This window comes from Collinsella aerofaciens, from assembly GCF_015548375.1.
Taxonomy (GTDB): Bacteria; Actinomycetota; Coriobacteriia; order Coriobacteriales; family Coriobacteriaceae; genus Collinsella; species Collinsella aerofaciens_AB.
Map to the genome: position 1 here is coordinate 31,415 of NZ_JADMWW010000001.1, position 21,189 is coordinate 52,603.

Sequence of the window (21,189 nt, forward strand, 5' to 3'; positions counted from 1 at the left end):
TCCCCTCCTTAACCCATTTGCACGGCGAGCACGAGGAACACCACGAGTGCCGCGACGATGTAGCAGATATAGATGCTGTAGTTGCCGCCCTCGAGCTTAGTCGCGAGGTCGGCGAGCTTCTCGACACCCTTATGCGGGGCATCGACGAGAACCTTGTCGGGTACGGGCTCCACAGCCTCGGCCACACCGGTGAGCTTCTGGAAGAAGTGCGCGATGGACCAGCAGACGGCCGTGCAGCGGTCACGCAGCGTGTAGAGCGGTTGCATAAACCAGGACACCTCGGAGGCAAAGGTCGTGGCCACGACGGGCATATGCTCGTTGGGAGCATAGCCGCATGCCCACGGCTGAGACTTCTGCACCTTGCCGACGGTCTTGAGCTTGCGATAGCCGCAGGCAAGGCCGACAAGCACCACGAGCGCAATGGCGATCGCGGGCGTGGAGGTGGCAGCGCCGGAGTACTGGTTCATGAGCTCCATGCCCTCGGCGGCAAACACGCCACCGTACGGATGCAGCACGGATGCGGCGACATCGACCAGCACGGGCGCGATCACGGGAGCGCCAATGCCCAGCACGACGCAGATGGCCGCGAGCAGGCCCTGCGCAAACACCATGGGGGCGGGAACCTCCTTGGCATTAGCCGCGGCCTCGGAGCGGGGCGCGGAGGCAAAGGAGACGCCATAGGCCTTGACGAAGCACGTAACAGCCAGCGCGCCGGTAATGGCGAGCGCGACGGCAGCGAACACGGCCACGATCATGACGGCCTTGTCGCCCTGCATGGCGGCATTAAACAGCGACTGGTAGGTAAACCACTCGGACACAAAGCCGTTGAAGGGCGGGATGGCCGAGATGGCAAGCGCGCCAACGAGGAAACAGATGGCCGTTGCCGGCATACGACGGAACAGGCCGCCCATCTTCTCCATATTGCGCGTACCCGTGGAGTACAGCAGCGCACCGGCGCCCAAGAACAGCTCGCCCTTAAACATCGCGTGGTTAAACGTGTGGTAGAGGGCGGCCATCAGGGCCAGGACGGCGATGCCGACAGAGTTGAGCGCCATGGCGGCCATGGAGGCGCCGACGCCGAGCAGAATGATGCCGATGTTCTCGACGGAGTGATAGGCCAGCAGGCGCTTGATGTCATGCTCCTGCAGGGCGAAGGCCACGCCGAGGACCGACGAGATCGCGCCGAAGACCATGACCATAAGGCCCCACCAGACCTGAACGCCCGAAGCAGAAAGCAGTTCGAGACCAACCTTGAGGATACCGAAGATACCGATCTTGATCATGCCGCCGGACATGAGGGCCGACACGTTGGACGGCGCCTCGGGATGTGCCTTGGGCAGCCAGCCGTGCAGCGGGATGATACCGGCCTTGGCGCCAAAGCCAAAGAAGGCGAGCACGAAGCACACGGATGCGACCGCGGGGCTAAACTGCGTGGCACGGAAATCCGCAAAGGCAAACGAGCCGCCGGCGAAGTTGGTCATGGTGAGGAAGCTCGCCATGATGAGCACAAAGCCCACGTGCGCGATCACAAAGTAGAGCCAACCGCCATGGATGGAGTTCTCGTTCTCCTCGATTACGACCAGGAAGTACGAGGTCAGCGACATGAGCTCAAAGGCGACCAGGAACCAAAACACGTTGTCGGCGGTGATGACGAGCATCATGGACGCCACGAAGGTGTTAAAGAAGAAGCCGGCGCGGCCCTTTTTGCCCGGGTACTCATCAAAGTAGTTGAGACCGTAGATCGAACCGGCAAACGCGAGCACCGAGATGAGCGCCACGAACAGGCCGGACAGCTGATTGAGCAGCAGCTGGAAATGGGCAAACGGGAAGAACACGATGGTGTCGACCGACGTGACATCGCCCAGCACGGCCTGAATACCGGCCACAAACGAAAGCACCGCGGCGACGGCGCCGATTAGGCAGCCGGCGGTCTTGGCGGCGTTATCGGCCTTGATCAGCAGAACCGAGGCGAGCGCACCGATGCACGAGACGGCAAGCGATGCGATAAACAGCGTCATGCTATCCATTGTTTACGCTCCCTTCTGCTTTCTCGGACAGGCCCTGGGCCACAGCGGTAACGTCGACGACCGGACCGTTTTCGATCGAGCGCAGGCGCTTGGCTTCGTCAAGCTCGCGATCGGCCGCGCCGCCCATGACGGTCAGCGCCTTGGTGGGGCACGCCGCCACACAATGCGGGCCGTCCGGATCGAAGGCGCACAGGTCGCACTTGACAGCGCAGGTGTACTGACCAGGAGCCCACGTAAGCAGGCTGCTCAGGGACTTAGGATACGAAGGCGTCGGGTCGCACATGCCTGCGACACCGGCGATAGACGTGCCATCGGGATGGATGGCTCCGAAGGGGCACGCGATGGCGCACAGCCTGCACCCGATACACTCCTGCTCCTTGACGTGGATGCGATCGCCATCGTGCTCGATGGCATTCACCGGGCAGACCTCGGCGCAAGGGGCACCCTCGCAATGGTGGCAGGCAAGGGCGGCCGAAATACCGCCGGTCTTCACGAGCGCCAGACGCGGCGTATCCTGAAGACCCTGCATCCGGTGGGCGTCGGCACAGGCGGACTGGCATGTTCCGCAGCCGATGCACCTCTCCGGGTTGATGTCGATGAAGCGGTTCATCCCCACTTCCTTTCAAAATAACGGGCCGGGCTCCCGAACGTACGGGACGCCCGGCCCAAAAAGCCAACGAGAACGGGACTACACGATTTGGTTCACGTGCGTCTCGTCGTCGAACTTGGCGGCGCCGGGCTCAACGTCCTGGGGAGCGGCGGCGTCCACCAGAGCCTGCTTGAGCTCGGTGTACTGACGCTCGACCTCGCCCTCGGCCCAAACCTGGTCGGCGATAGCGTCGACCTGGCAGGCGGAGAACTTGTCCTCGGGCGTATGCGAGACCGGGTCGACCTTGTGAATGGTCAGCTCGTTGCACTTGCCGATCCACCACTGGTAGGTCATATAGACCGTGCCCTTGTTGATACGGTCGCTCACGTCGGCGCGGCTGTATACCTGGCCGCGGCGGCTGTGAATCGAGACGATGTCGCCGTTCTTGATGCCGCGCGCCTGGGCGTCCGCGGGATTCATGCGGACAAAACCGGGCTCGTCGGCGAGCAGCGCCAGCGTCTTGCAGTTGCCGGTCATCGAGCGGCAGCTGTAGTGGCCGACCTCGCGGACGGTGCACAGGATGAGCGGGTACTCATCGTCGGGAAGCTCGGAGGGCGCCTCCCAGTCGTGCGCCATCAGGTTGGCGCGGCCGTCCTTGGTGGTGAACTTGCCACCAGCGAACATGTCGGCCGTGCCGTGGTCGTTCACATCGGTGCTCTTGACGGGCCACTGGGCGTAACCGCCCTCGGGAGCCATCTTCTCGTAGGTCGCACCCACAAAGTTGGGGCACAGGCTAATGCACTCGTTCCAGATCTGCTCGGTGTTGTCGTAGTGCATGGGATAGCCCATGCGCGTGGACAGGTCCGCGAAGATCTCCCAGTCGTGACGGCACTCGCCCTTGGGCGGAACGGCCGCGTCAAAGTGCTGGAAGCTACGGTCGGATGCAGTAAAGACACCCTCGTGCTCACCCCAAGAGGTGGCAGGCAGGATGACGTCGGCGAGCATGGTCGTCTGCGTCATAAAGATGTCCTGGCAGATGAACAGATCCAGCTCGGAGAGCGTCTTGCGCATACCGGCCGAATCGGGCTCGGTCTGCACCGGGTCCTCGCCGTAGTTGTAGAAGCAGTGCACCTTGCCCTCGTCGACCAGGTGGCCCAGGTCGGTGAGCTTGTAGCCCTCCTCGAGCGGGAGCTTTTCCTCGGGCACGCCCCAAGCCTTGGCAAACTTGGCACGCACTGCCGGGTCGGTGACTTTCTGGTAGCCAGGGTACAGGTTGGGCAGCATGCCCATATCGCAGGAGCCCTGGACGTTATTCTGGCCGCGCACGGGCGCGAGGCCGGAGTTGGGTTTGCCGATCTGGCCGGCAACGCAGGCGATGGAGGCGATGGTGTGCACCGTCTTCAGGTTCTGCTTCTGCTGGCATACGCCCATGCCCCAGCCAATGATGGCAGAAGGCTTCGCCGTGGCGTACATCTCGGCAGCTTGGTGGATCAGCGCGGGCTCGACACCCGTGATGTCCTGTACGGATTCGGGAGTGTAGTTCTTGATGGTCTCCCACCACTCGTCAAAGCCGTTCGTGTGCTCGGCGACGAATTCCTTGTCGTAGAGGCCATCGTTGACCAAGCAGTTTGCAAAGGCGTTGAGGAACGCAACGTTGCAACCGTTCTTGATCGGAAGGTAGAGATCGGCGATACGCGCGGTTTCGATATGGCGCGGGTCGGCGACGATGATCTTGCAACCCTTTTCTTTGGCTCGCACGATACGCCTTGCGACGATGGGGTGCGAATCGGCAGGGTTATAGCCGAAGAGGAAAATGCAGCCCGCATCCTCCATACCGGGGATGGAGCATGACATGCAACCTGAACCAACCGTGTCCATCAGACCGAGGACAGTAGGGCCGTGTCAAGTACGGGCGCAGTTGTCCACGCTGTGGGTGCCGATGCACGCACGCGTAAACTTCTGCATGACGTAGTTCGCCTCATTGCCGCCGCCTCGCGAGGAGCCGGTGGTCATGACAGCGTTAGGACCATATTCGTCAATTATGGCCTGCATCTTAGATGCGGTGAAATCCAGTGCCTCGTCCCAGCTTACGCGCTCAAGATCCGCGCCCTTAGTGCGGCGGATCATCGGGTGCAGTACGCGAGGAGTCAAGATCTTGGTGTCGTTGATGAAGTCGTAGCCGCTCATGCCCTTAAGGCACAGCTCGCTCTGGTTGGTGATGCCGTTGAGCGGTTCGGTGCCCACGACCTGGCCGTTTTGGACCAGGAGGTTAAACTGGCAACCGGCGCCGCAGTACGGGCAAATCACTTTATGCTTCTCCATGACACCCTCCTTCCTTTCTCTGCTACCGAATACTCGGTACTTATTTGACAATCATTGGGCCTGTCGCCCGACGCTTACGCCTCGTTTTCGATGGTGGCGCGGGCACGCTCGGCAGTCAGTTCTGCCAGACGCTCCTCGTCCACCAGGGTGAGGCCCTTGGTCGGACACGCCTCGGCACACGCCGGACCGCCGGGACGGTCCACGCACAGGTCGCACTTGAGCACGAAGCTCTTAGTCTGCGAACCCACGCGAACGTCGCCCATCAAGACCGGAACCTGCGTGGTCGCCACGCTCACGGCGCCAAAGGGGCAGGCCATGACGCAGCTCTTGCAGCCGATGCAGTTGTCCTCGTTGACGCCGATGCGATGGTTCTTTGGATCAAAGAACAAGGCGCCCGTGGGGCAAGCCTTCGCGCACGGGGCATCCTCGCAGTGATGGCAAGCCACCGGTGCGGAGATCTCGTACGTACGCGTCACGCGCAGACGCGGCGCGGCGATGTTGCCGGGAATGTCGTGCGCCTCGATGCACGCCGCCATACAGGTTTGGCACCCAATGCAGCGCGAGGAATCGGCTACGACTCGTTTATTGCCCATGTTGTTCACTCCCTCCTGAATCCCTTGCCGGAGAGACCCTGCCGACGTTGTCCCAGATCGCCCGTGGTCTGGCATCGGCGTATCGAACGCCCGCGGCGAAACGGGCAATCGATGGAATCTCCCCAACGGTATACAGGTTGAATATACGCAGTTGCAGGCGGCAAACTTGAGCATAGACCCTGCAATACGAGTGTATTGCAGGGGTTTTGGCAGGTTGGGATTATTCTCAGTGAGCTATAAAGGCGAGTGTATTACACGCGTACGCCTCAGAGATTTTTACGCGCTCTCATTTTAGATGTACTACGCTTGTATTCAAGTTAATGGTTATTTACTTGAGCGAAATAAAGTAATCGTTATAAGATGCTCAAGTATCGGCACATGCCGCATTTGACCGACTATATTGCACGCTCATTAAGGGGGCCAGTGATGTCATCGACGCAAAAACGAGCCATCCTGCAGGTGCGCATTCGCGAAGAGGACAAACAGCATGCCGAGCGCCTCTACGACGCCATGGGCACATCACTCGCCGAGGCTGTCCGCCTTTTTGTCGCGCAGAGCATTTTGATGCGCAAGCTTCCCTTTCAGCCGGTCGCTGTGCGCTCAAAGGACGGCACCGCCGCCTATGGATCGCTCAAAGCATATGGGGACCCCAATCGCCGCTCCGAGGAGCGCAATGCCTGGATTGAGTACCTTGCTACAGAAAGCGACGATTCGATTTTGGGTCCCGAGGAAGTAGATATCCATGAGTAGCACCATCATCGACGAGACCGTCATCCTACGCTACCTGCTCGACGACGAGGTCCTGTCGCCGCGCGCCGCCAAGGTCATCGCCACGCGCACCGCTCGCGTCTACCCCGAAATCATCACGCGCGTCGTGGTCACGCTGCGCGACGTCTATAAGGTTCCCCGCGTTGAGATTGCTGCGGCCATGAAAAGGCTGCTCGATGACGTCATGGTCGACGAGCCCACCGTTGTCGCCCTTGCCGTCAAACTCTTTGGCAAGACCCATATGGACTTTACCGATTGTCTCCTCGCAGCCCGAACCGCCATCTACAACGATGATGTCGTGAGCTTTGGCAAGCCCATCATCCAAGGCATGATCGATTACCGCCACAAGCGCCAAACCGCAGCCGAAGCCCGCAGCCGCAGCACCGACTCCACCATCGACAAGCTCCGCCACCGCCCCCGCAGCTAATCGACAAACAGCGGCACCGCCCCGCCCCTCAACCCCATCCCCTCCTAAGTTGCGGTGAAATACGGACTGTTTCATGCCTTTAAAGGCCTCAACAGTCCGTATTTCACCGCAACTTATTGAAGGTTGGCTGCGAACGATTTCGCTATCGGGAGTCGGCGTAGGGTTTTGTTGTCGGAATGCCGTAACCGCGCATCATGGCACCGAACGATTCTACGTCGTAGGTGTCCGAAAGTTTGAAGTGAATGACGTTGTGGCCCATGGCACGAAGGTTCGCGTCGCGCATGAGGGCCGCTCGATAGGTTTTTGCCGCCGCTTGCTCTAGATCATCTTGAGCTTCGTCTTCAAACTTACCCAGCCCATGCAGCTCTGCCAGCGTCCATGAGCCGTCTGGCATCTGCCAGCCATAATCTGCTAGATAATAACCAGCGTTTCCCGGTCGCGTTATCTCAACTTGAAGCTCGGGCGCGGCAACCCCAGCGAGAATCATCGCTGCTCTCGCCTCGGACTCGCCACCATTGTCTGACCTGCCGTCCATATGCTCAAAAACGTCAAAAGCACGCGCGATGCCATGCAACCCTCGGCAATTTGCCTGCGCATATGCTCGCAGCTCTTCACGTTCGACATCGTACTCACGGGCCAAGCCATCGACATAGCCCAGCGCATAGCGAAAGGCGCTCGTTCGGACGATATCAACAACCGTTCGATACGGATCCGTCAGCGTAAACAGACCGAGCCGCCACACTTCGCCCGCCCGCCAGCGCTTATATTCAACGAACTCATACGTATCACGCCTTGTAGACCGTGGCAGCAGCACTTGCACTTTATCCAGAAGCGAATAAGCCGAGCCGATGCCATAGAGCAGCGCTGCCGTCGATCCGCAAAACACAGCATCCGGTTCAACGACCGCAATAGCGGATGTCAGCTGAAAGATGCGATCTTCAACCCCAAGATTATTCCAATAGACCGGATCCGCATACACGTGGTTGTAAAGACGAAGCATGAGCTCTTCCTGCATAAGCTCGCGCGCACGGCGTTCTTCCCAAGGATCAATTGTTATAAGCAGCTGTCCATCTTGATGAATTCCAAGGGCCGAGAATAGCATCCTTGCATATGACTGCGGAAAATGTTTGCCTTTATCGAGCATGGCCAACCCCATAACCATCACGGCGGAGAGAATACCATTACGCTATCGCATGCTTCCGTCCGCAGGCCTTGCCAAAAGCTGACCAAAAGCTTGACGTCGCAGGTCAAGGCTTCAAAAAATATTTCCACTCTCGGTAGACGGTCGCTACGACCCTCCCAACGGCATCAAAATCCAACCTTACAAATAGTTGCGGTGAAATACGGACTACATAGGCCATAAAAGCCGAAAAACAGTCCGTATTTCACCGCAACTTAGGAGGGGATGTGGGGTCCCCGGCACGCTTATGAAAACGGCTCTGGCACCAAATGGAGCCAAAGCCGTTAAAACTATCCTATGGAGCGGGCGACGGGAATCGAACCCGCGTCATCAGCTTGGAAGGCTGGGGTTCTACCATTGAACTACGCCCGCAAGATATGGTCGGGACGACAGGATTTGAACCTGCGACATCCTGCTCCCAAAGCAGGCGCGCTACCAAACTGCGCCACGTCCCGAAGGTGTTGAGCAGCTAAGGCATAAACCTTGCGTGTCCCAAAGCGAAGGAAATTATAGGGGAGACTCCCCGCCTGTGCAAGCGCAGAAACCCTAGCTCCTCGAATGTGAGACAAACTGGCTATGAACCAGACCGATCACAAACGCCACCACAGCAACCGGCGCCCACGCAGCACCGATATCTGCCAGCGGCAACGCATCGAACGGCAGCCACGCGCCCGCAAAGAACGCATCGCGGACCGAGGTGATCACACTCTGCACCGCGACAACACTGCCGACCCAGACCCACACCTGCGGATGCGCGTCGCAAAAGCCGTGCATCAGGCCCATAAGTACCAGCACAATGGCAACGGGATACAGGGCATTAAGCATGGGCACCGAGAACATAAGGATCACGTCGAGGCCCACGTTGGAGAGCACGCACGAAAACGCCGCGAACACAAAGGCGAGAACCGCAAAGGGACGGCGCATGACCTCCTCGGAAGCCTCTGCTCCCCCTTCGACCACATACGTCTCGCAAAAGTAGCGCGAGCAGCAGCTGATAAGGCCAATGCACACGTTCATGCAGGCGAGGAAGAAGATCGCAAAGACCACGACCGTGCCGGCAAGCCCAAAATGCATGGAGGCCGAACGGGCGAGGATGGCGGCGCCGTTGGTAGCGTCAGGCATCACGGTGCCGAGCTGCATACCGGCAAGGCCCAAGCCGCAGTAGATGATGGCCATAAGCACGCCGGCGATCACACCGGAACGCGAAATCTCAAAGGCCACGCGCTTGTCATCGGTAACACCCAACTCGTGGATGGTCTCGGCGATGATGATGCCGAAGGCGAGCGACGCGAGCAGGTCCATGGTCTGATAGCCAGTCAGAAAGCCCTGCACGGCGGCGCCTGCATCGTAGGGAGCCTGAGGCGCGGCAGCCGGTCCCAGCGGCGAGATCACGGCAGCACCCACGACCAGCACGATGAGCGCAATGAGCGCGGGGCCCGTAATGCGGCCGAGCACGCGCGTGATGACACCTGGGCGCAGCGTGAGCACAAACGCGACGACGAAGAACCCGATGGCAAACACCAGACGTGCTGCGGCGAGCGAAACGCCCTCGGGCAGCAGCGGCACCAGCATTTCGAACGCTGTAGAGCTTGTACGCGGAATGGCCAGGCACGGACCGATGGCCAGGTAGACCGCCGCAACGAAGAATTCGCCAAACTTAGGATGCACGCGGCCGGCAAGCTCGCGCGCCGTTCCGGCAAGCGCCACGGCGATAAAGCCCATAACGGGCAGACCGATAGCGGCAATCAAAAAGCCGATCATGGCAAGCGGCGTGGCTGTGCCGGCCTGAAGTGCCAGCAACGGCGGAATGATGAGGTTACCAGCGCCAAAGAGCATCGAGAACAGCGCAATGCCGACGGTAACGACATGGTCGGAGCGCAGGCCGCGCGGGGCGGATGAAGCCATGGGTCCACCTTTCGGGTCGAAACAAAAACGGGACGGGCAAAAGACCCGTCCCGCAAGTATATACGCTCTAGCAGGCTAAATCGCGCAAAGCGTCGATTGCGGTGTCGACTTCCTCGTCCGTGTTGAAATACCCAAACGAGAAGCGGACGACGCCCTGGCGCTCGGTCCCCAGCGCACGGTGCATGAGCGGGGCGCAATGGGCGCCGGGGCGCGTCGAAATCCCCCACCCTTGCATGAGCGCGTCCGAGATCTCGGCAGAGTCGATATCGCCCACGTTGAGCGACACGATCGCCGAGCGCGTTAGCTGGTCAAAGGCGCCGTAGAGCTTAATACCCGGAATCTCGCGCACACCGGCAAGGAAGCGATCAGCGAGCGCACGCTCACGCGCCGCAATCGCCTCGACCCCGCCTTGTGCCTCGATAAAGTCGAGGCCGGCAGAAAGTCCCGCGATGCCGTGACCGTTGAGCGTGCCCGCCTCAAGGCGCGTGGGCCACTCGAGCGGCTGCAGTGCATCGAAGCTGTGCACGCCCGTGCCGCCCATGGCCCACGGAGCCACGTCAACGCCCTCCACCACGGCCAAGCCGCCGGTGCCCTGTGGACCCATGAGCCCCTTGTGGCCGGTAAAGCACACGACGTCGAGGCCCATGGCATCCATGTCAATCTTCGCCGTGCCGGCAGACTGAGAGGCATCGACGATCACCAGTGCACCGGCCGCATGGGCCATGGCGGCCACGCGCGCAATGTCGACCTCATTGCCGGTCACATTGGAGGCGTGCGTCACCACCACGGCACGCGTGCCCGGCGTGACCAGCTGCTCGAGCTCGTCGTAGTCGAGCACGCCGTTCGCGTCACAGTCCGCATGTTCAACAGTCACGCCCTGCTCTGCTGCCAGGCGGTTGAGCGGACGCAGCACGGAGTTATGCTCGAGCACCGTCGTGACCACACGATCGTCGGGGCGCACCACGCCATTAATGACGGTATTGAGCGCCGCGGTGGAGTTGGGCGTAAAACAAACATGATCGGCCCGCGGGCAGCCCAGCAGGCGCGCAAGCTTGGCGCGACAGCCGTGGATGGTACGGGCCGCATCGAGCGCACCAGACGTCGCGCCGCGCCCGGCATTGCCGAGCGAACACATCGCCTGCGTCACGGCGCCGATGACCGTCTGCGGCTTGTGCATGGTCGTCGCCGCGTTATCCAGGTAGATCACCGCACGACCTCCCACATATCGATCACGGTAAAGCCCTCGGTGGGAACGCCTGCCGCGGCAAGCTCGCCGCGTAGCAGCTCCTCATCTGCAGGCAGGGCTTTCCACGCCAGACCGCAGCCAGCGGCGACCTCCCCGGGCACGGGAATCGTTCGCCCGGGAAGGCCGCGCTCGATACACAGGGACTCGCAGCCCATGGCGGCCGCCGTGGTGGGAAACGTGATGACAAGCGCCGGGCGCTTCTCCCTCATGGCAACTCCAACCAATACGCTACGGGCGCACGACGCGCACGGCCTGCTCCATCTTCTCCACGATCACGTACATGTTGGTGACCTCGCCCACCGCAAGCTGGTCTTTAATGCCGTAGTGGTCCAGGCAGGTACCGCAGGTGAGAATCTCGACACCCTGCTCGGCCAGGCCCTTCAGGTCATCGAGCACCGGCGAGCCCTCGACGGTGAGCTTGGCGCCGCCGTTGTAGAACAGCATAGTCGCGGGCAACTCCTCCTGCTGCGTCACGGCAAAGATAAACGCCTTCATGAGCTTGTGGCCCAACTCGTCGTCGCCACGGCCCATGCAATCGGTGTAGACGGAAATGACGAGTTTGCCCTTGCCGGCGCTGGCGTCGCAAAAAGCAACACCGTCCTGCTCGGGGTCCGCAACGGCCACGGCACCGGCGGTCACGACAGTCACGTGCCACTCGGCGTCCGAGATCTTCTCGACCGAGGCCGTGCAGCCCTTCTCCTGCGCCATCTTGGAGATGTTCTTGACGGCGGTCTCGTTATCGACCGCAGTCACGACGGCGCCCTCGCCATTAAGCTGTTTGAGTGCCTTAAGCGTCTTGACGACGGGCAGCGGGCAGGCATCGCCCATGGCATTGACTTCAATTTTGGTAGACATAGTTTTTCCTTTCGAATAAATCGGTTTAGAACGGTACAGAGCTCAATAAACGTGTCGCTAACGGACAACGCGAACGGCAGGACCACCTGGCACCGGCACGCACACGCGCCCGACAACGGCGGCAACGCGCCCCTCGGCATGCAAACGGCGCGCAAGCTCATCCACATCGGCAGCAGGTGCCGCGATAAGCAGGCCACCAGACGTCTGAGGATCGTACAGCGCGTCGAGCATGCCCGGCTCCAGGTCTTCGTCGGCAGCTACACGCGGGCCAAAGAAGTCCTGGTTGCGGTAGGAGCCCGCGGGGATAATGCCAAGGCGTGCCATGTCGAGCACTTGGTCAAAGAGCGGCACCACTCCCGACGCAAGCTCAATCTGCACGCCCGAGCCCTCGGCCATCTCGCATGCATGCCCGATCAGGCCAAAGCCCGTGACATCGGTGCAGCCGTGAAGCTCGAGTCCTTCGGCCAGGCGAATCGGCGCCTCGTTGAGGGTGCGCATAGAATCAAACATCCGGCTGGCCTCGTCCTGCTCGATGAGCTCGCCCTTAATGGCCGTGGTAATGATGCCCGAGCCGATCGCCTTGGTCAGCAGCAGAACATCGCCCACGCGTGCGCCGCTATTGGCGAGCATGCGATCGAGCGGCACAAAACCGCTCACGGACAGACCGTACTTGGGCTCGTCGTCGTTGATGGTGTGGCCGCCCGCGATGGAGCAGCCGGCCTCGACGCACTTGTCGGCGCCGCCCGCCAAAATCTGCCCGGCAACCTCAACGCCCAGACAACTGGGTATGCAGAGTAGGTTCATGGCATGGCTCGGCCGCCCGCCCATGGCGTAGATGTCCGACAGCGAGTTGGCCGCGGCAATCTGGCCAAACAGAAACGGGTCGTCGACCATCGGCGGGAAGAAGTCGATGGACTGCACAAGCCCCAGGTTCTCCCCTACGCGGAAGACGCTCGCATCGTCAGAAGTATCGAACCCCACGAGCAAGTTGTCGTTATGCACATTTGGCAAGTCGCCCAGGACCTGGGCGAGGGCTCCAGGAGCCAACTTAGCGGCTCAACCGCTCGCGGCCGTCATAGACGTGAGCCTAATCTGATCGTCAGCCATCGATACCTCCTCTCATCGGTCAATCATTTTCTCCCAGTATACGCATGAATGCGAGCCTGCGGCGGATGCATTAATTGAGCGCCTGTGCGCGAATCGCCGCGCCAATCGCTCCGGCAAAGCGAGCCTGGGGCGAGGTGGTGACCGGAGACCCCAGCAGCGCGGCCAGCCGCTCCACAACGTAGACGTTCTCGCACAGGCCACCGGTCAGGTAGTACGGAGCGCCCGCGGCCTGCCCGGCCATAGTCGCCACGCGCGAGACCACGCTGTCGATCACGCCACGCGCAATGTTCTCGCGCGGCTCGCCACGACCGATCAGGCTGATGACCTCGCTTTCGGCAAACACCGTGCACATGCTGCTGATCTTGGTGGGCTCGCCGGAACGCGCCAGATCGGCCATCTGCTGCTGGGAAATACCCAGACGGTCGGCCATGATCTCCAAAAAGCGCCCCGTGCCGGCGGCGCACTTGTCGTTCATGGCAAACTTGGCCACGCGCCCGCCCTTGAGCTGGATCACCTTGGTGTCCTGTCCGCCCACGTCGATCACGGCACCGTGATCGCCAAACAGACGCACGGCACCGGTACCGTGGCAGGTGATCTCGGTCACGACCTTGTGCGCATAGGGCACGGCGACACGACCGTAGCCGGTCGCGACCACACGCACATCGTCGGCTGCCACGTCATAGCCGGCCGCTGCCAGCGCCTCGCGCAGCCGCTCGGAAGCATCGACCGAGGAGAACCCGGTTGGCTGCACGCACGTCCACGCCACCGAACCCTCCCCGTCGACCACAGCAGCCTTAGCCGCCGTAGACCCGATATCGATCCCGATCCCTATCATGGCTCTCTCCCAATCTAAACATCAAAGACAGCTGCGCGTTCAGGCGCCTTAGCTCTAGGTTTCTCAGGTGCCGGAGATTGCCCCGAAAGAGGAGCGCAGCGTACTTTGGGTACGCAAGCGACGGTTTGAGGAGCAAGATCCGGTGCCTGAGGAAGCTAGAGGGTCTCGATAAAGGCGGCGATGCGAGTCTCGATCTGGCCCATGTCACCGTTGCTGTAGTCGGTCTCGATCTTCATATACGGAATACCCACACCCTCGACAGCCCCCTGCATGCGCGCGCTCTCAACGTTGAAGGTGTGGCAGGCCTGTAGCACGCTCTCTACCACGCCATCGACATGGTACTTCTCGCACATGGCCAGCGTATTTTCCATACGGCCGTCGTTGGGCGTCATGACCGAGCAGTTGATGTCCAGGTAACGGTCGGCGATGGCGCGCAGGATATCGGGAGCCTCCGGGTCGATCATCATGGCCGCCGTGCGCTCACCCGAGCAGTCGTCCATGCACACGACCACACCGCCGTTGGACTCGATGGTGCGACCGATCTTGTTGATTACGCCACCCACTGGGCAGCCGGTGATCAGAATGCGCTTGGCATCCGCCGCGACCGGGCGCTCGCCCGCGTCGTAGGCCTCGCGCAGCTTGACAATCTTTTGCTCCAGCTGCTGCGCATAGGCCTCGATATCAAAGCTGAACGTGCCGGCAAACATGGTGCTCATCAGGTCGACGCCGCTCATGGCCGCCGGCTGGTTGGCCTGCAGCGCAAACATCTCGAGCTGGGCCGCACGCAAGCGGTTGCGACGACGGACGGCAGCGCGCAGGTCATCGTCGGTAATCGTGATGCCGTAGAAGTTCTCGAGCTCCTCCTTGAGCAGGCAGCACTCCTCGTACCAGCCTTCACGCTCGTAGGCGCGATCGCGACCCTGCGGAAGATGCAGAATGTGCGTGCGCTTGAGCTCGTTGAGTAGCTCGTACATCTTCTTCTTGCCGTCGCAGGTGGTCTCACCGATGATCATGTCGCTAAAGTACGTAAACGGGCACTTTTGCGAATAGGCAAAACCATACGTCGACTTGATGAGCGGACACAGATTTGCCGGCAGCACCTTCTCGGCCTCGGGAATCACCTCATCGGACGTACCGCAAAGGGCCACGCTCGAGGCGCCCGCGGCATCGATAATCTCGAGCGGCGTATAGCTGCACAAAAAGCCGACCAGACGATTGCCCGCCTGCTTGTAATCCTTGACACGAATAAACGCCGCCTTGCGCTGCTCGTTGAACTCCTCAAACGTGGATGGCAACGGCTGCTCCATATTTTCCGACATATAACTCCTTAACAAACCTTTTGACCAACCAAGGAAACGGCTTTCCCAGGTGCCCGAGGTTGCCGTGAAAGAGAAGCGCCGCGTACTTTGGTACGCAAACGATGGTTTGAACAGCAAGATCGGGTGCCTGGGGAAGCCGCCGGGACGGATACCCCTAAATGGTTTCCAAGAAAGCCTCAATCCTGGTTTGCAGTTGGCCTGCATCCTCGCCGGCGTAGTCGGTCGTGATGTGCATAAACGGAATGCCGGCCTCCTCGGCAGCCTTCTCCACGGCAAACGACTCCATCTCGTAGAGCGTGCAGAACTGCAGGGCCACGTCGACGATGCCGTCGGCATGCAAGTCCTTGGCCATCTGGACAATGTCCTTCATACGCTGATCGTTGGGCGTAAAGACGGCGCAGTTAATCTTAAAGTAGCGCTCGGCGATGGCGTCGAGCATCTCGTCGACCGTCTCACCGGACTCGTCGACCAGGTCCTTGTAGTAGCGCGAGCCCGTGCAGGACTCCTCGCCCACCACGACGCCGCCGGCCTTCTCGATGAGGTTGAACAGCTTCCAGTTGGGCACGGCCATGGGCGTGCCGGTGTACAGGATGCGCTTGGTCCCCTTGGGCGCCACGCCCTCGCCGGCCTCAACGCGCTGCTCGCACTCGGCGGCCATCTCGTTGATGGCTCCGGTCAGACGCGGCGTGTCGTCCATAAAGGCGGCCTGAACGGTCAGCAGGCTGTCGAGACCGCTGATGGGCGCCGGATCGGCAGCGCGCGTGGCAGCCAGACGCTGCAGGGCGCGACGCTTCTCGTTGACGGCGTGGATGGCAGCCTTCAGGCGCTCGGGCGTAATCTTGACGCCGCACTCTTCCTCGATCTTGGCGGCAAGCTTTTTAACCTCGGCCTTCCAGGTCACGAGCGTCGACTCGTCGTGCACGTTGGGGATATCCATGACGTACATGTTCTTTTGCGTGGCAAAGAACTCGTAGGCCTTCTTCTTGCCATCGCAGGTGTTCTCGCCCACCACCAGATCACTCGACTCAATGTAGGGGCAGACCTCGCCCAGCTTAAAGCCGGCAAAGCTCTTGATGAGCGGGCAGGTGTTGCGCGGCAGATGCTCCTCGACCTTGTCGGTTGCCCAGTCGGCACCCGAGCACAGGCCAACGGGGATGCCATCGCAGGCAAGCACGATCTCCTCGGGCACGTACACACAGAACGAACCGACGATCTTGGTGGCCTCGCCGGCCTCCTTCTTGTCGAGCATCTCCTTAATACGGCCGCTGTGGATGTTGGTGGCGACAAAATCCAGGTAGGACGTGGACTTGGGGCGATTGTTCTGCGTCAGGAACATATCGCCGTACATCTGGCCCACAGCGCCCAGCAGCATGTCGTGATCGGCAAGATTCATGCCGAGGCTCTCCCACATCGGATGGAAATCGAATTCTTCAGCCATGACGGTTCCCCTCTCGAACCAAATACGGATAACTACGGTATTGCTGCACGGTGGGCGGCGAAAACCCAGCCGTGCCTAAACCCGGAATTTTGGGGAACCTGCTTTGCGGTCGATTATTTAGTTGTGCGTCGTCTCTCCCGGAGCCGTGAACATACCTGCTCATATGCGACTCCGAGCCATATACAGGGCGCGCGCGGCAACGCGGCGAATGTATGTCGTCTGCGGCATGTGCGCGTCCTCCTTTACAAGTTAAGGTCAACTATATCAACGGTCGTCGACCATGCGAACATCGTTGACATTCGTACGACAGCGTCGTGTGCCGCCGTTTAATAAATAATTATCTGTGTTGATAAGAGTTTGTCATTCCCCATTAGGCGAACGGCAAGACAAAGCCGCCGAGACTTATATCCCCGACGGCATTACCCGGCGCTACCGACAAACCAGATGGATCCTGCTGGCATCAAAATGCATACGCAGGGTCTCGCCTTCTTGCGGTAACCCATCCGCTGGTACGCTCAATTTGTTGACCTTCCACTGCAGACGCGTTGGCGCATCGGCCCGCGGCGCATCCAACAGCACCAGGCGCTCAAAACGCGAATCGCTCACGCGCGCCACGTGCAGGTCGTAGCTGTTGCGACCCCGCTCGGCACGGTTGTCCACATGGAAGTAGCTCGCGCGAATGCCCAGGTACGCCACATTATCGGGAACCTCGCGACCCACGTTAAAGGTCATGCCCCAATCGAGCGCCTCAACTTCTTCGTCGCCGATCTTGCGCGCCCGGCTTGTGTTCTTGCAGCCCGTCAGGCGCAGCGCCGCCAGCGTCTGCGGACGGCGGACCACGTCCTCGACGGAGCCGATCTCCTCAACATGCCCGTCGTGCATCACGCAGATGCGCTGGCACAGGCGGCACGCTTCGTCGATGTCGTGGCTCACATAGAGCACGGTGCGGTTGCATACATCGAACAGGTCGAGCATGTTCTGTTCGAGGGCGCTCTTAAGATAGGAATCGAGTGCGCTCATGGGCTCGTCGAACATAAAGATGCCCGGGTGAGCCGCCACCATACGGGCAAGCGCCACACGTTGCTGCTGACCGCCCGAGAGTCGCGCGGGATAGCGGTCGGCAAAATCGGCTAGGCCAAAGATGCCCAGGTAGCGCTCGGCAAGTTTTTTACGCGCCGCGGCGTCGCCCGCGTCCTTTACGCCGGCACATACGTTATCGGCCACCGTCATGTTGGGAAACAGCTGATAGTTTTGGAACAGCAGGGCGCATTTGCGCTCCTGGGGCGACAGGTTGATGCCCGCCGCCGAGTCAAAAAAGGTCACGCCGTTGACGACGATCTTGCCCTCGTCGGGCGTCTCCACACCGGCAATGCAGCGCAAGGTGCAGCTCTTGCCGCAACCCGAGGCACCGAGCAGCGCCACACGCTCCTCGCCGGCCTCAAGCTGCATGTCGAGCATAAACCCGGGATAGCGCTTTTTGATATCCAGAACGAGCGACATGGCCTATCGACCTCCCTGCAAAGCGGCATCATCGCGCATGAGCTCGGCCAGCGCCTCGCGATCGATACGCAAGGCATCGCCGCCCGCCGGGTCGAGCGAATCGCCCTGTCCGGCAAGATCTTTGATCCGCTTGCGCTCCGCACGGGAAAGGCCCCGCTTGCGATACTTTTGCGAATGCGCCGTGTACATGTTGATGAACAGAATGACCAGGAAGCTGAACGCAATTACGACAACGACCCAAAAGAGCGCCACCGACGTATTGCCACCCATCCACTCAAAGTAAATCGCAATGGGAATGGTCTGCGTAATGCCGGCGTAGTTGCCCGCAAAGAACAAGGTGCAACCAAACTCGCCCATGGCACGCGCGAAGGCGAGCACCGTGCCGGCGGCGATGGAGGGCCAGCCGAGCGGCATCATAAGCTTGGCAAAGATGCGACGTTCGGACCATCCCAGGGTTCGCGCCGCATCGAGCATCTGCGTGTCGAGGCTCTCGAAGGCTCCGAGCGCCGTGCGGTAGACCAGCGGAAACGACACAACGACGGCCGAAATGACCGCCGCGGGCCAGGTAAAGACGATCGAGATGCCGTGTGCGATCAGCCACTGGCCCACCCCGGTCGAGCGGCCAAACAGCATGAGGAGCAAAAAGCCGCAGACCGTGGGCGGCAGCACCATAGGGATGGTAAAGACCGAATCGAGCAAACCCTTCACGCGGCTCGTGGTACCCATGGTCTTCCACGCGGCAAACAGGCCCAGCGCAAACGCGATCACCAGGGCAAGGCCGCTCGTTTTTATGGACACCCAAAACGGGCGATAGTCGATGCCGCCCAATAAGGAGGCCAGAGAGGCCAAGGGGCCCTGCTCATCCCGCAACACGACAGACGATGCCTCTACCATTTGAGCGCTATCAAGCCAACGCGCGCCGCCCTTGGCATCACCCGAGGCTGATGCAATCACCACATAGCGGTCCCCATCCGCACCGCGCTCGTCAAAGCCATAGGTATACCCGCCGGCATCAAACGTTGTTTCCGCCGTGACATACCAAGGGAGATCCACGTCCCCTAGCTGCGCGCCTCCCATGCAGTTTGCGCTGTCGAGCTCACAGACGAGGGCCTTGAGACCCGATACGGACTCGTTATCCTGCGGATCCAATCCATACTTCTCGACCGCCTTGGGCGATATCCACACCACAACGCGGTCGGCAGCGAGCGCCGCTACAAGGTCCACGTCCTCGTCAACGGGAAACCGGTAGCCCTCAGGCTGGCCCTCCATGTCACGAGCGGTCCCCTTGGCCAACCGCTCAAAACCCTCGATCCCATAGGAAAGCCCATGAGCGGTCGCAGCAACCTGGGCCCCGTCCTCAGCGTTCCCAGCAAACGCAAATCCCGGCACCCAGCAAAGCGCGAAGGTCAAAGCGCAGGCGACAAGCATGCGGAATCTATTAAGCACGAAAAGCTCCAAGCGAATACAAGGACGGAGTGAAACACAAAACGATGGAATTATCGCGCCAAGCCGCACTACGCGGAAAGCTCAAAGCCGTACTTAGCCCAAATCTTCTGAACCTTCTTGTTGGACAGGCAAAAGTCGATAAACGCCTTGGCCTCGTCGGCATGCTCGGAGCTTTCGGCAACGGCGCCCGGGTACACGATGGGCTTGTGCGAATCCTCGGGGCACACGAAGGCCTCCTCGATGCCGTCGTAGCGGAAGATGTCGGAGCTGTAGACAAAACCGGCCACGCAGTCGCCTGTGGACACATAAGCGGCGGCGGTGCCCACCTTATCGGCCAGTGCGACCTTGTCGGCGATCTCGGGAGCATACTCGCCGTCGTCGCCCTCGGTGCCGGTGTAGAGGCCCACGGAAGCCAGGGCCTGGTTGGCGTACTTGCCGGCGGGGACGGTCTTGGCGTCGCCAATGGCGATCTTGCCGTCCAGATTCGCGACGTCGGCGATGGCCTCGACCTTGGTGTCAGAGCCCTCGGCGCGGATGATCACGAGGTCGTTGACGAACATATCCTCACGGGTGTCGGCGTCGACGAGCTCGGCGGCCTCGGCGTCATCCATGGTGCCCTTGGAGGCCGTGATAAGCACGTCGACAGCGGCACCGGCGCGCATTTGCTCGACAAGGTCGCCGGACGCCTTAAACTGCGTGTCGGCAAACGTGGTACCGGTCTGGTCGGTGTAGAGCTCCTGAACCTCGGGCAGAGCCTTCTCGAGCGAGTTGGCAGCAAAGACCTGCAGCTCGACAACCTTCTTGGAAGATGCCTTAGCAGAACCGGCATCGGATCCGGCCGGCTCGGACGTCTTGTTGCCCGAGCAGCCGGCAAGGCCAAGGCCGGCGGCAGCGGCAGCAGAAAGCGAGACGAAACCGCGGCGAGAAACCATATCGAACATGTTCAACCCTTTCGAACGCGACGCCCGGGCACCCCGCCGCAGGCTTTATTCTGTTACTAGATTATACTTCTGCGCGAATAATGTTTGTGATAATAATTTCTCGTCTAATAAGCTTCTTTCACCGATAACCCCGAGATGGCCGCACTGTCGCTGCATAAAAAAGGCGGAGCAGCCCGTAAGGTCGCTCCGCCGCAGGTAGCGCGCTTATTTGGTATGTCCGCCGCCCGCTGTCATCTGAGCCGCATGCTCCAGCTGGTCTGCTATGGCCTCCCAGCTTTCGCGGGCGGCCTTCGTAGAACCGGGAAAGTTTACGACAAGTGTATGACCTCGTTGCATGCAAATAGCGCGCGAGAGCATGGCGCGGCGCGTCTTGGTCATGGAGTAGGCACGAATTGCCTCGGCAATACCCGGCACATCGCGGTCGCAGACGGAACGCGTCGCCTCGGGCGTTACATCGCGCATCGAAAGACCCGTGCCGCCGCAGGTGAGCACGACATTGGCGTGACACTCATCGGCGGCTTCCACAATGGCATCACCGATCTCGCTGACGTCGTCGCGCACGACCACATGCGAGGCGACCGTCCAGCCCTGCGCCACGATGAGCTCCTCGAGGGCAGCGCCCGCCTCGTCCTGGACAAGGTCGCGCGTATCCGAGCACGTCACGATCGATATCTTCAGCTCCATAGCATTC

General features: G+C 60.8%; 19 protein-coding genes and 2 tRNA genes. 2 read left to right on the top strand and 19 right to left on the bottom strand.

Translation table 11 applies throughout. The features are described 5' to 3' along the window. Positions 1-8: 8 nt before the first annotated feature. From hyfB to I1969_RS00150, 4 genes are all read right to left on the bottom strand, one after another. On the bottom strand, positions 9-2,027 hold the full coding sequence (gene hyfB, locus I1969_RS00135; protein WP_195232031.1) for a hydrogenase 4 subunit B: 2,019 nt from the start codon (positions 2,025-2,027) through the stop codon (positions 9-11). Then, positions 2,020-2,637, bottom strand: coding sequence for a 4Fe-4S dicluster domain-containing protein (locus tag I1969_RS00140; RefSeq protein ID WP_022095203.1), 618 nt, complete (start codon positions 2,635-2,637; stop codon positions 2,020-2,022). Before I1969_RS00140 ends, hyfB begins: the two co-directional genes overlap by 8 nt. Positions 2,638-2,715: 78 nt before the next feature. Next, positions 2,716-4,938: a formate dehydrogenase subunit alpha gene (gene fdhF / locus I1969_RS00145; RefSeq protein ID WP_195232032.1), complete on the bottom strand. Its 2,223-nt coding sequence runs from the start codon at positions 4,936-4,938 to the stop codon at positions 2,716-2,718. Positions 4,939-5,012: 74 nt separating this feature from the next. After that, a complete protein-coding gene (locus I1969_RS00150; protein ID WP_022095206.1) occupies positions 5,013-5,531 on the bottom strand; it encodes a 4Fe-4S dicluster domain-containing protein in 519 nt (172 codons plus the stop codon). A 426-nt stretch (positions 5,532-5,957) separates the two neighbouring features. Between I1969_RS00150 and I1969_RS00155 the strand changes: the two genes are divergently transcribed. Further along, complete coding sequence (locus tag I1969_RS00155; RefSeq protein ID WP_117765829.1) at positions 5,958-6,281, top strand: type II toxin-antitoxin system RelB/DinJ family antitoxin; 324 nt, start codon at positions 5,958-5,960, stop codon at positions 6,279-6,281. After that, positions 6,274-6,726 carry a PIN domain-containing protein gene (locus tag I1969_RS00160; protein WP_195232033.1) on the top strand — a complete coding sequence of 151 codons (453 nt, stop codon included), beginning with the start codon at positions 6,274-6,276 and terminating at the stop codon, positions 6,724-6,726. The genes I1969_RS00155 and I1969_RS00160 overlap by 8 nt, the downstream gene beginning before the upstream one ends. A gap of 142 nt (positions 6,727-6,868) precedes the next feature. Here the strand turns inward: I1969_RS00160 and I1969_RS00165 are convergent, their stop codons facing one another. The 15 genes from I1969_RS00165 to I1969_RS00235 all read right to left on the bottom strand — a co-directional run bounded on the left by I1969_RS00165 (position 6,869) and on the right by I1969_RS00235 (position 21,182). Further along, complete coding sequence (locus I1969_RS00165; protein ID WP_195232034.1) at positions 6,869-7,870, bottom strand: hypothetical protein; 1,002 nt, start codon at positions 7,868-7,870, stop codon at positions 6,869-6,871. Between the two features lie 334 nt (positions 7,871-8,204). Continuing rightward, positions 8,205-8,278: transfer RNA gene (locus tag I1969_RS00170), tRNA-Gly, on the bottom strand. 6 nt (positions 8,279-8,284) lie between these two features. Further along, positions 8,285-8,361 (bottom strand) — tRNA-Pro (locus I1969_RS00175). 91 nt (positions 8,362-8,452) lie between these two features. Further along, the gene (gene brnQ / locus I1969_RS00180) at positions 8,453-9,811 is read right to left on the bottom strand and encodes a branched-chain amino acid transport system II carrier protein (protein ID WP_195232035.1); all 1,359 of its coding nucleotides are present in this window, start codon (positions 9,809-9,811) and stop codon (positions 8,453-8,455) included. A gap of 67 nt (positions 9,812-9,878) precedes the next feature. Continuing rightward, positions 9,879-11,018: an aminotransferase class V-fold PLP-dependent enzyme gene (locus tag I1969_RS00185; protein ID WP_195232036.1), complete on the bottom strand. Its 1,140-nt coding sequence runs from the start codon at positions 11,016-11,018 to the stop codon at positions 9,879-9,881. Next, complete coding sequence (locus tag I1969_RS00190) at positions 11,015-11,266, bottom strand: DUF3343 domain-containing protein (RefSeq protein ID WP_117847551.1); 252 nt, start codon at positions 11,264-11,266, stop codon at positions 11,015-11,017. The genes I1969_RS00185 and I1969_RS00190 overlap by 4 nt, the downstream gene beginning before the upstream one ends. A gap of 19 nt (positions 11,267-11,285) precedes the next feature. Then, positions 11,286-11,912, bottom strand: a complete 627-nt coding sequence (yedF, locus tag I1969_RS00195; RefSeq protein WP_195193037.1) for a sulfurtransferase-like selenium metabolism protein YedF — start codon at positions 11,910-11,912, stop codon at positions 11,286-11,288. 57 nt (positions 11,913-11,969) lie between these two features. Next, positions 11,970-13,019 carry a selenide, water dikinase SelD gene (gene selD / locus I1969_RS00200; protein WP_195232037.1) on the bottom strand — a complete coding sequence of 350 codons (1,050 nt, stop codon included), beginning with the start codon at positions 13,017-13,019 and terminating at the stop codon, positions 11,970-11,972. A 70-nt stretch (positions 13,020-13,089) separates the two neighbouring features. Further along, positions 13,090-13,854: an acyl-CoA dehydratase activase gene (locus I1969_RS00205; protein WP_195232038.1), complete on the bottom strand. Its 765-nt coding sequence runs from the start codon at positions 13,852-13,854 to the stop codon at positions 13,090-13,092. A 155-nt stretch (positions 13,855-14,009) separates the two neighbouring features. After that, positions 14,010-15,173, bottom strand: a complete 1,164-nt coding sequence (locus tag I1969_RS00210) for a double-cubane-cluster-containing anaerobic reductase (RefSeq protein ID WP_055286141.1) — start codon at positions 15,171-15,173, stop codon at positions 14,010-14,012. A 154-nt stretch (positions 15,174-15,327) separates the two neighbouring features. Further along, complete coding sequence (locus I1969_RS00215) at positions 15,328-16,611, bottom strand: double-cubane-cluster-containing anaerobic reductase (protein ID WP_055286139.1); 1,284 nt, start codon at positions 16,609-16,611, stop codon at positions 15,328-15,330. A gap of 429 nt (positions 16,612-17,040) precedes the next feature. Further along, positions 17,041-18,111, bottom strand: coding sequence for a sulfate/molybdate ABC transporter ATP-binding protein (locus tag I1969_RS00220; protein ID WP_138112235.1), 1,071 nt, complete (start codon positions 18,109-18,111; stop codon positions 17,041-17,043). A 3-nt stretch (positions 18,112-18,114) separates the two neighbouring features. Further along, complete coding sequence (modB, locus tag I1969_RS00225; protein ID WP_271747918.1) at positions 18,115-19,557, bottom strand: molybdate ABC transporter permease subunit; 1,443 nt, start codon at positions 19,555-19,557, stop codon at positions 18,115-18,117. A 68-nt stretch (positions 19,558-19,625) separates the two neighbouring features. Beyond that, positions 19,626-20,498: a molybdate ABC transporter substrate-binding protein gene (gene modA / locus I1969_RS00230; RefSeq protein WP_195232039.1), complete on the bottom strand. Its 873-nt coding sequence runs from the start codon at positions 20,496-20,498 to the stop codon at positions 19,626-19,628. Between the two features lie 204 nt (positions 20,499-20,702). Further along, positions 20,703-21,182 (bottom strand): MogA/MoaB family molybdenum cofactor biosynthesis protein, encoded by a 480-nt coding sequence (locus I1969_RS00235; protein ID WP_195232040.1) that lies wholly within the window; start codon positions 21,180-21,182, stop codon positions 20,703-20,705. Between the last annotated feature and the right edge of the window lie 7 nt (positions 21,183-21,189).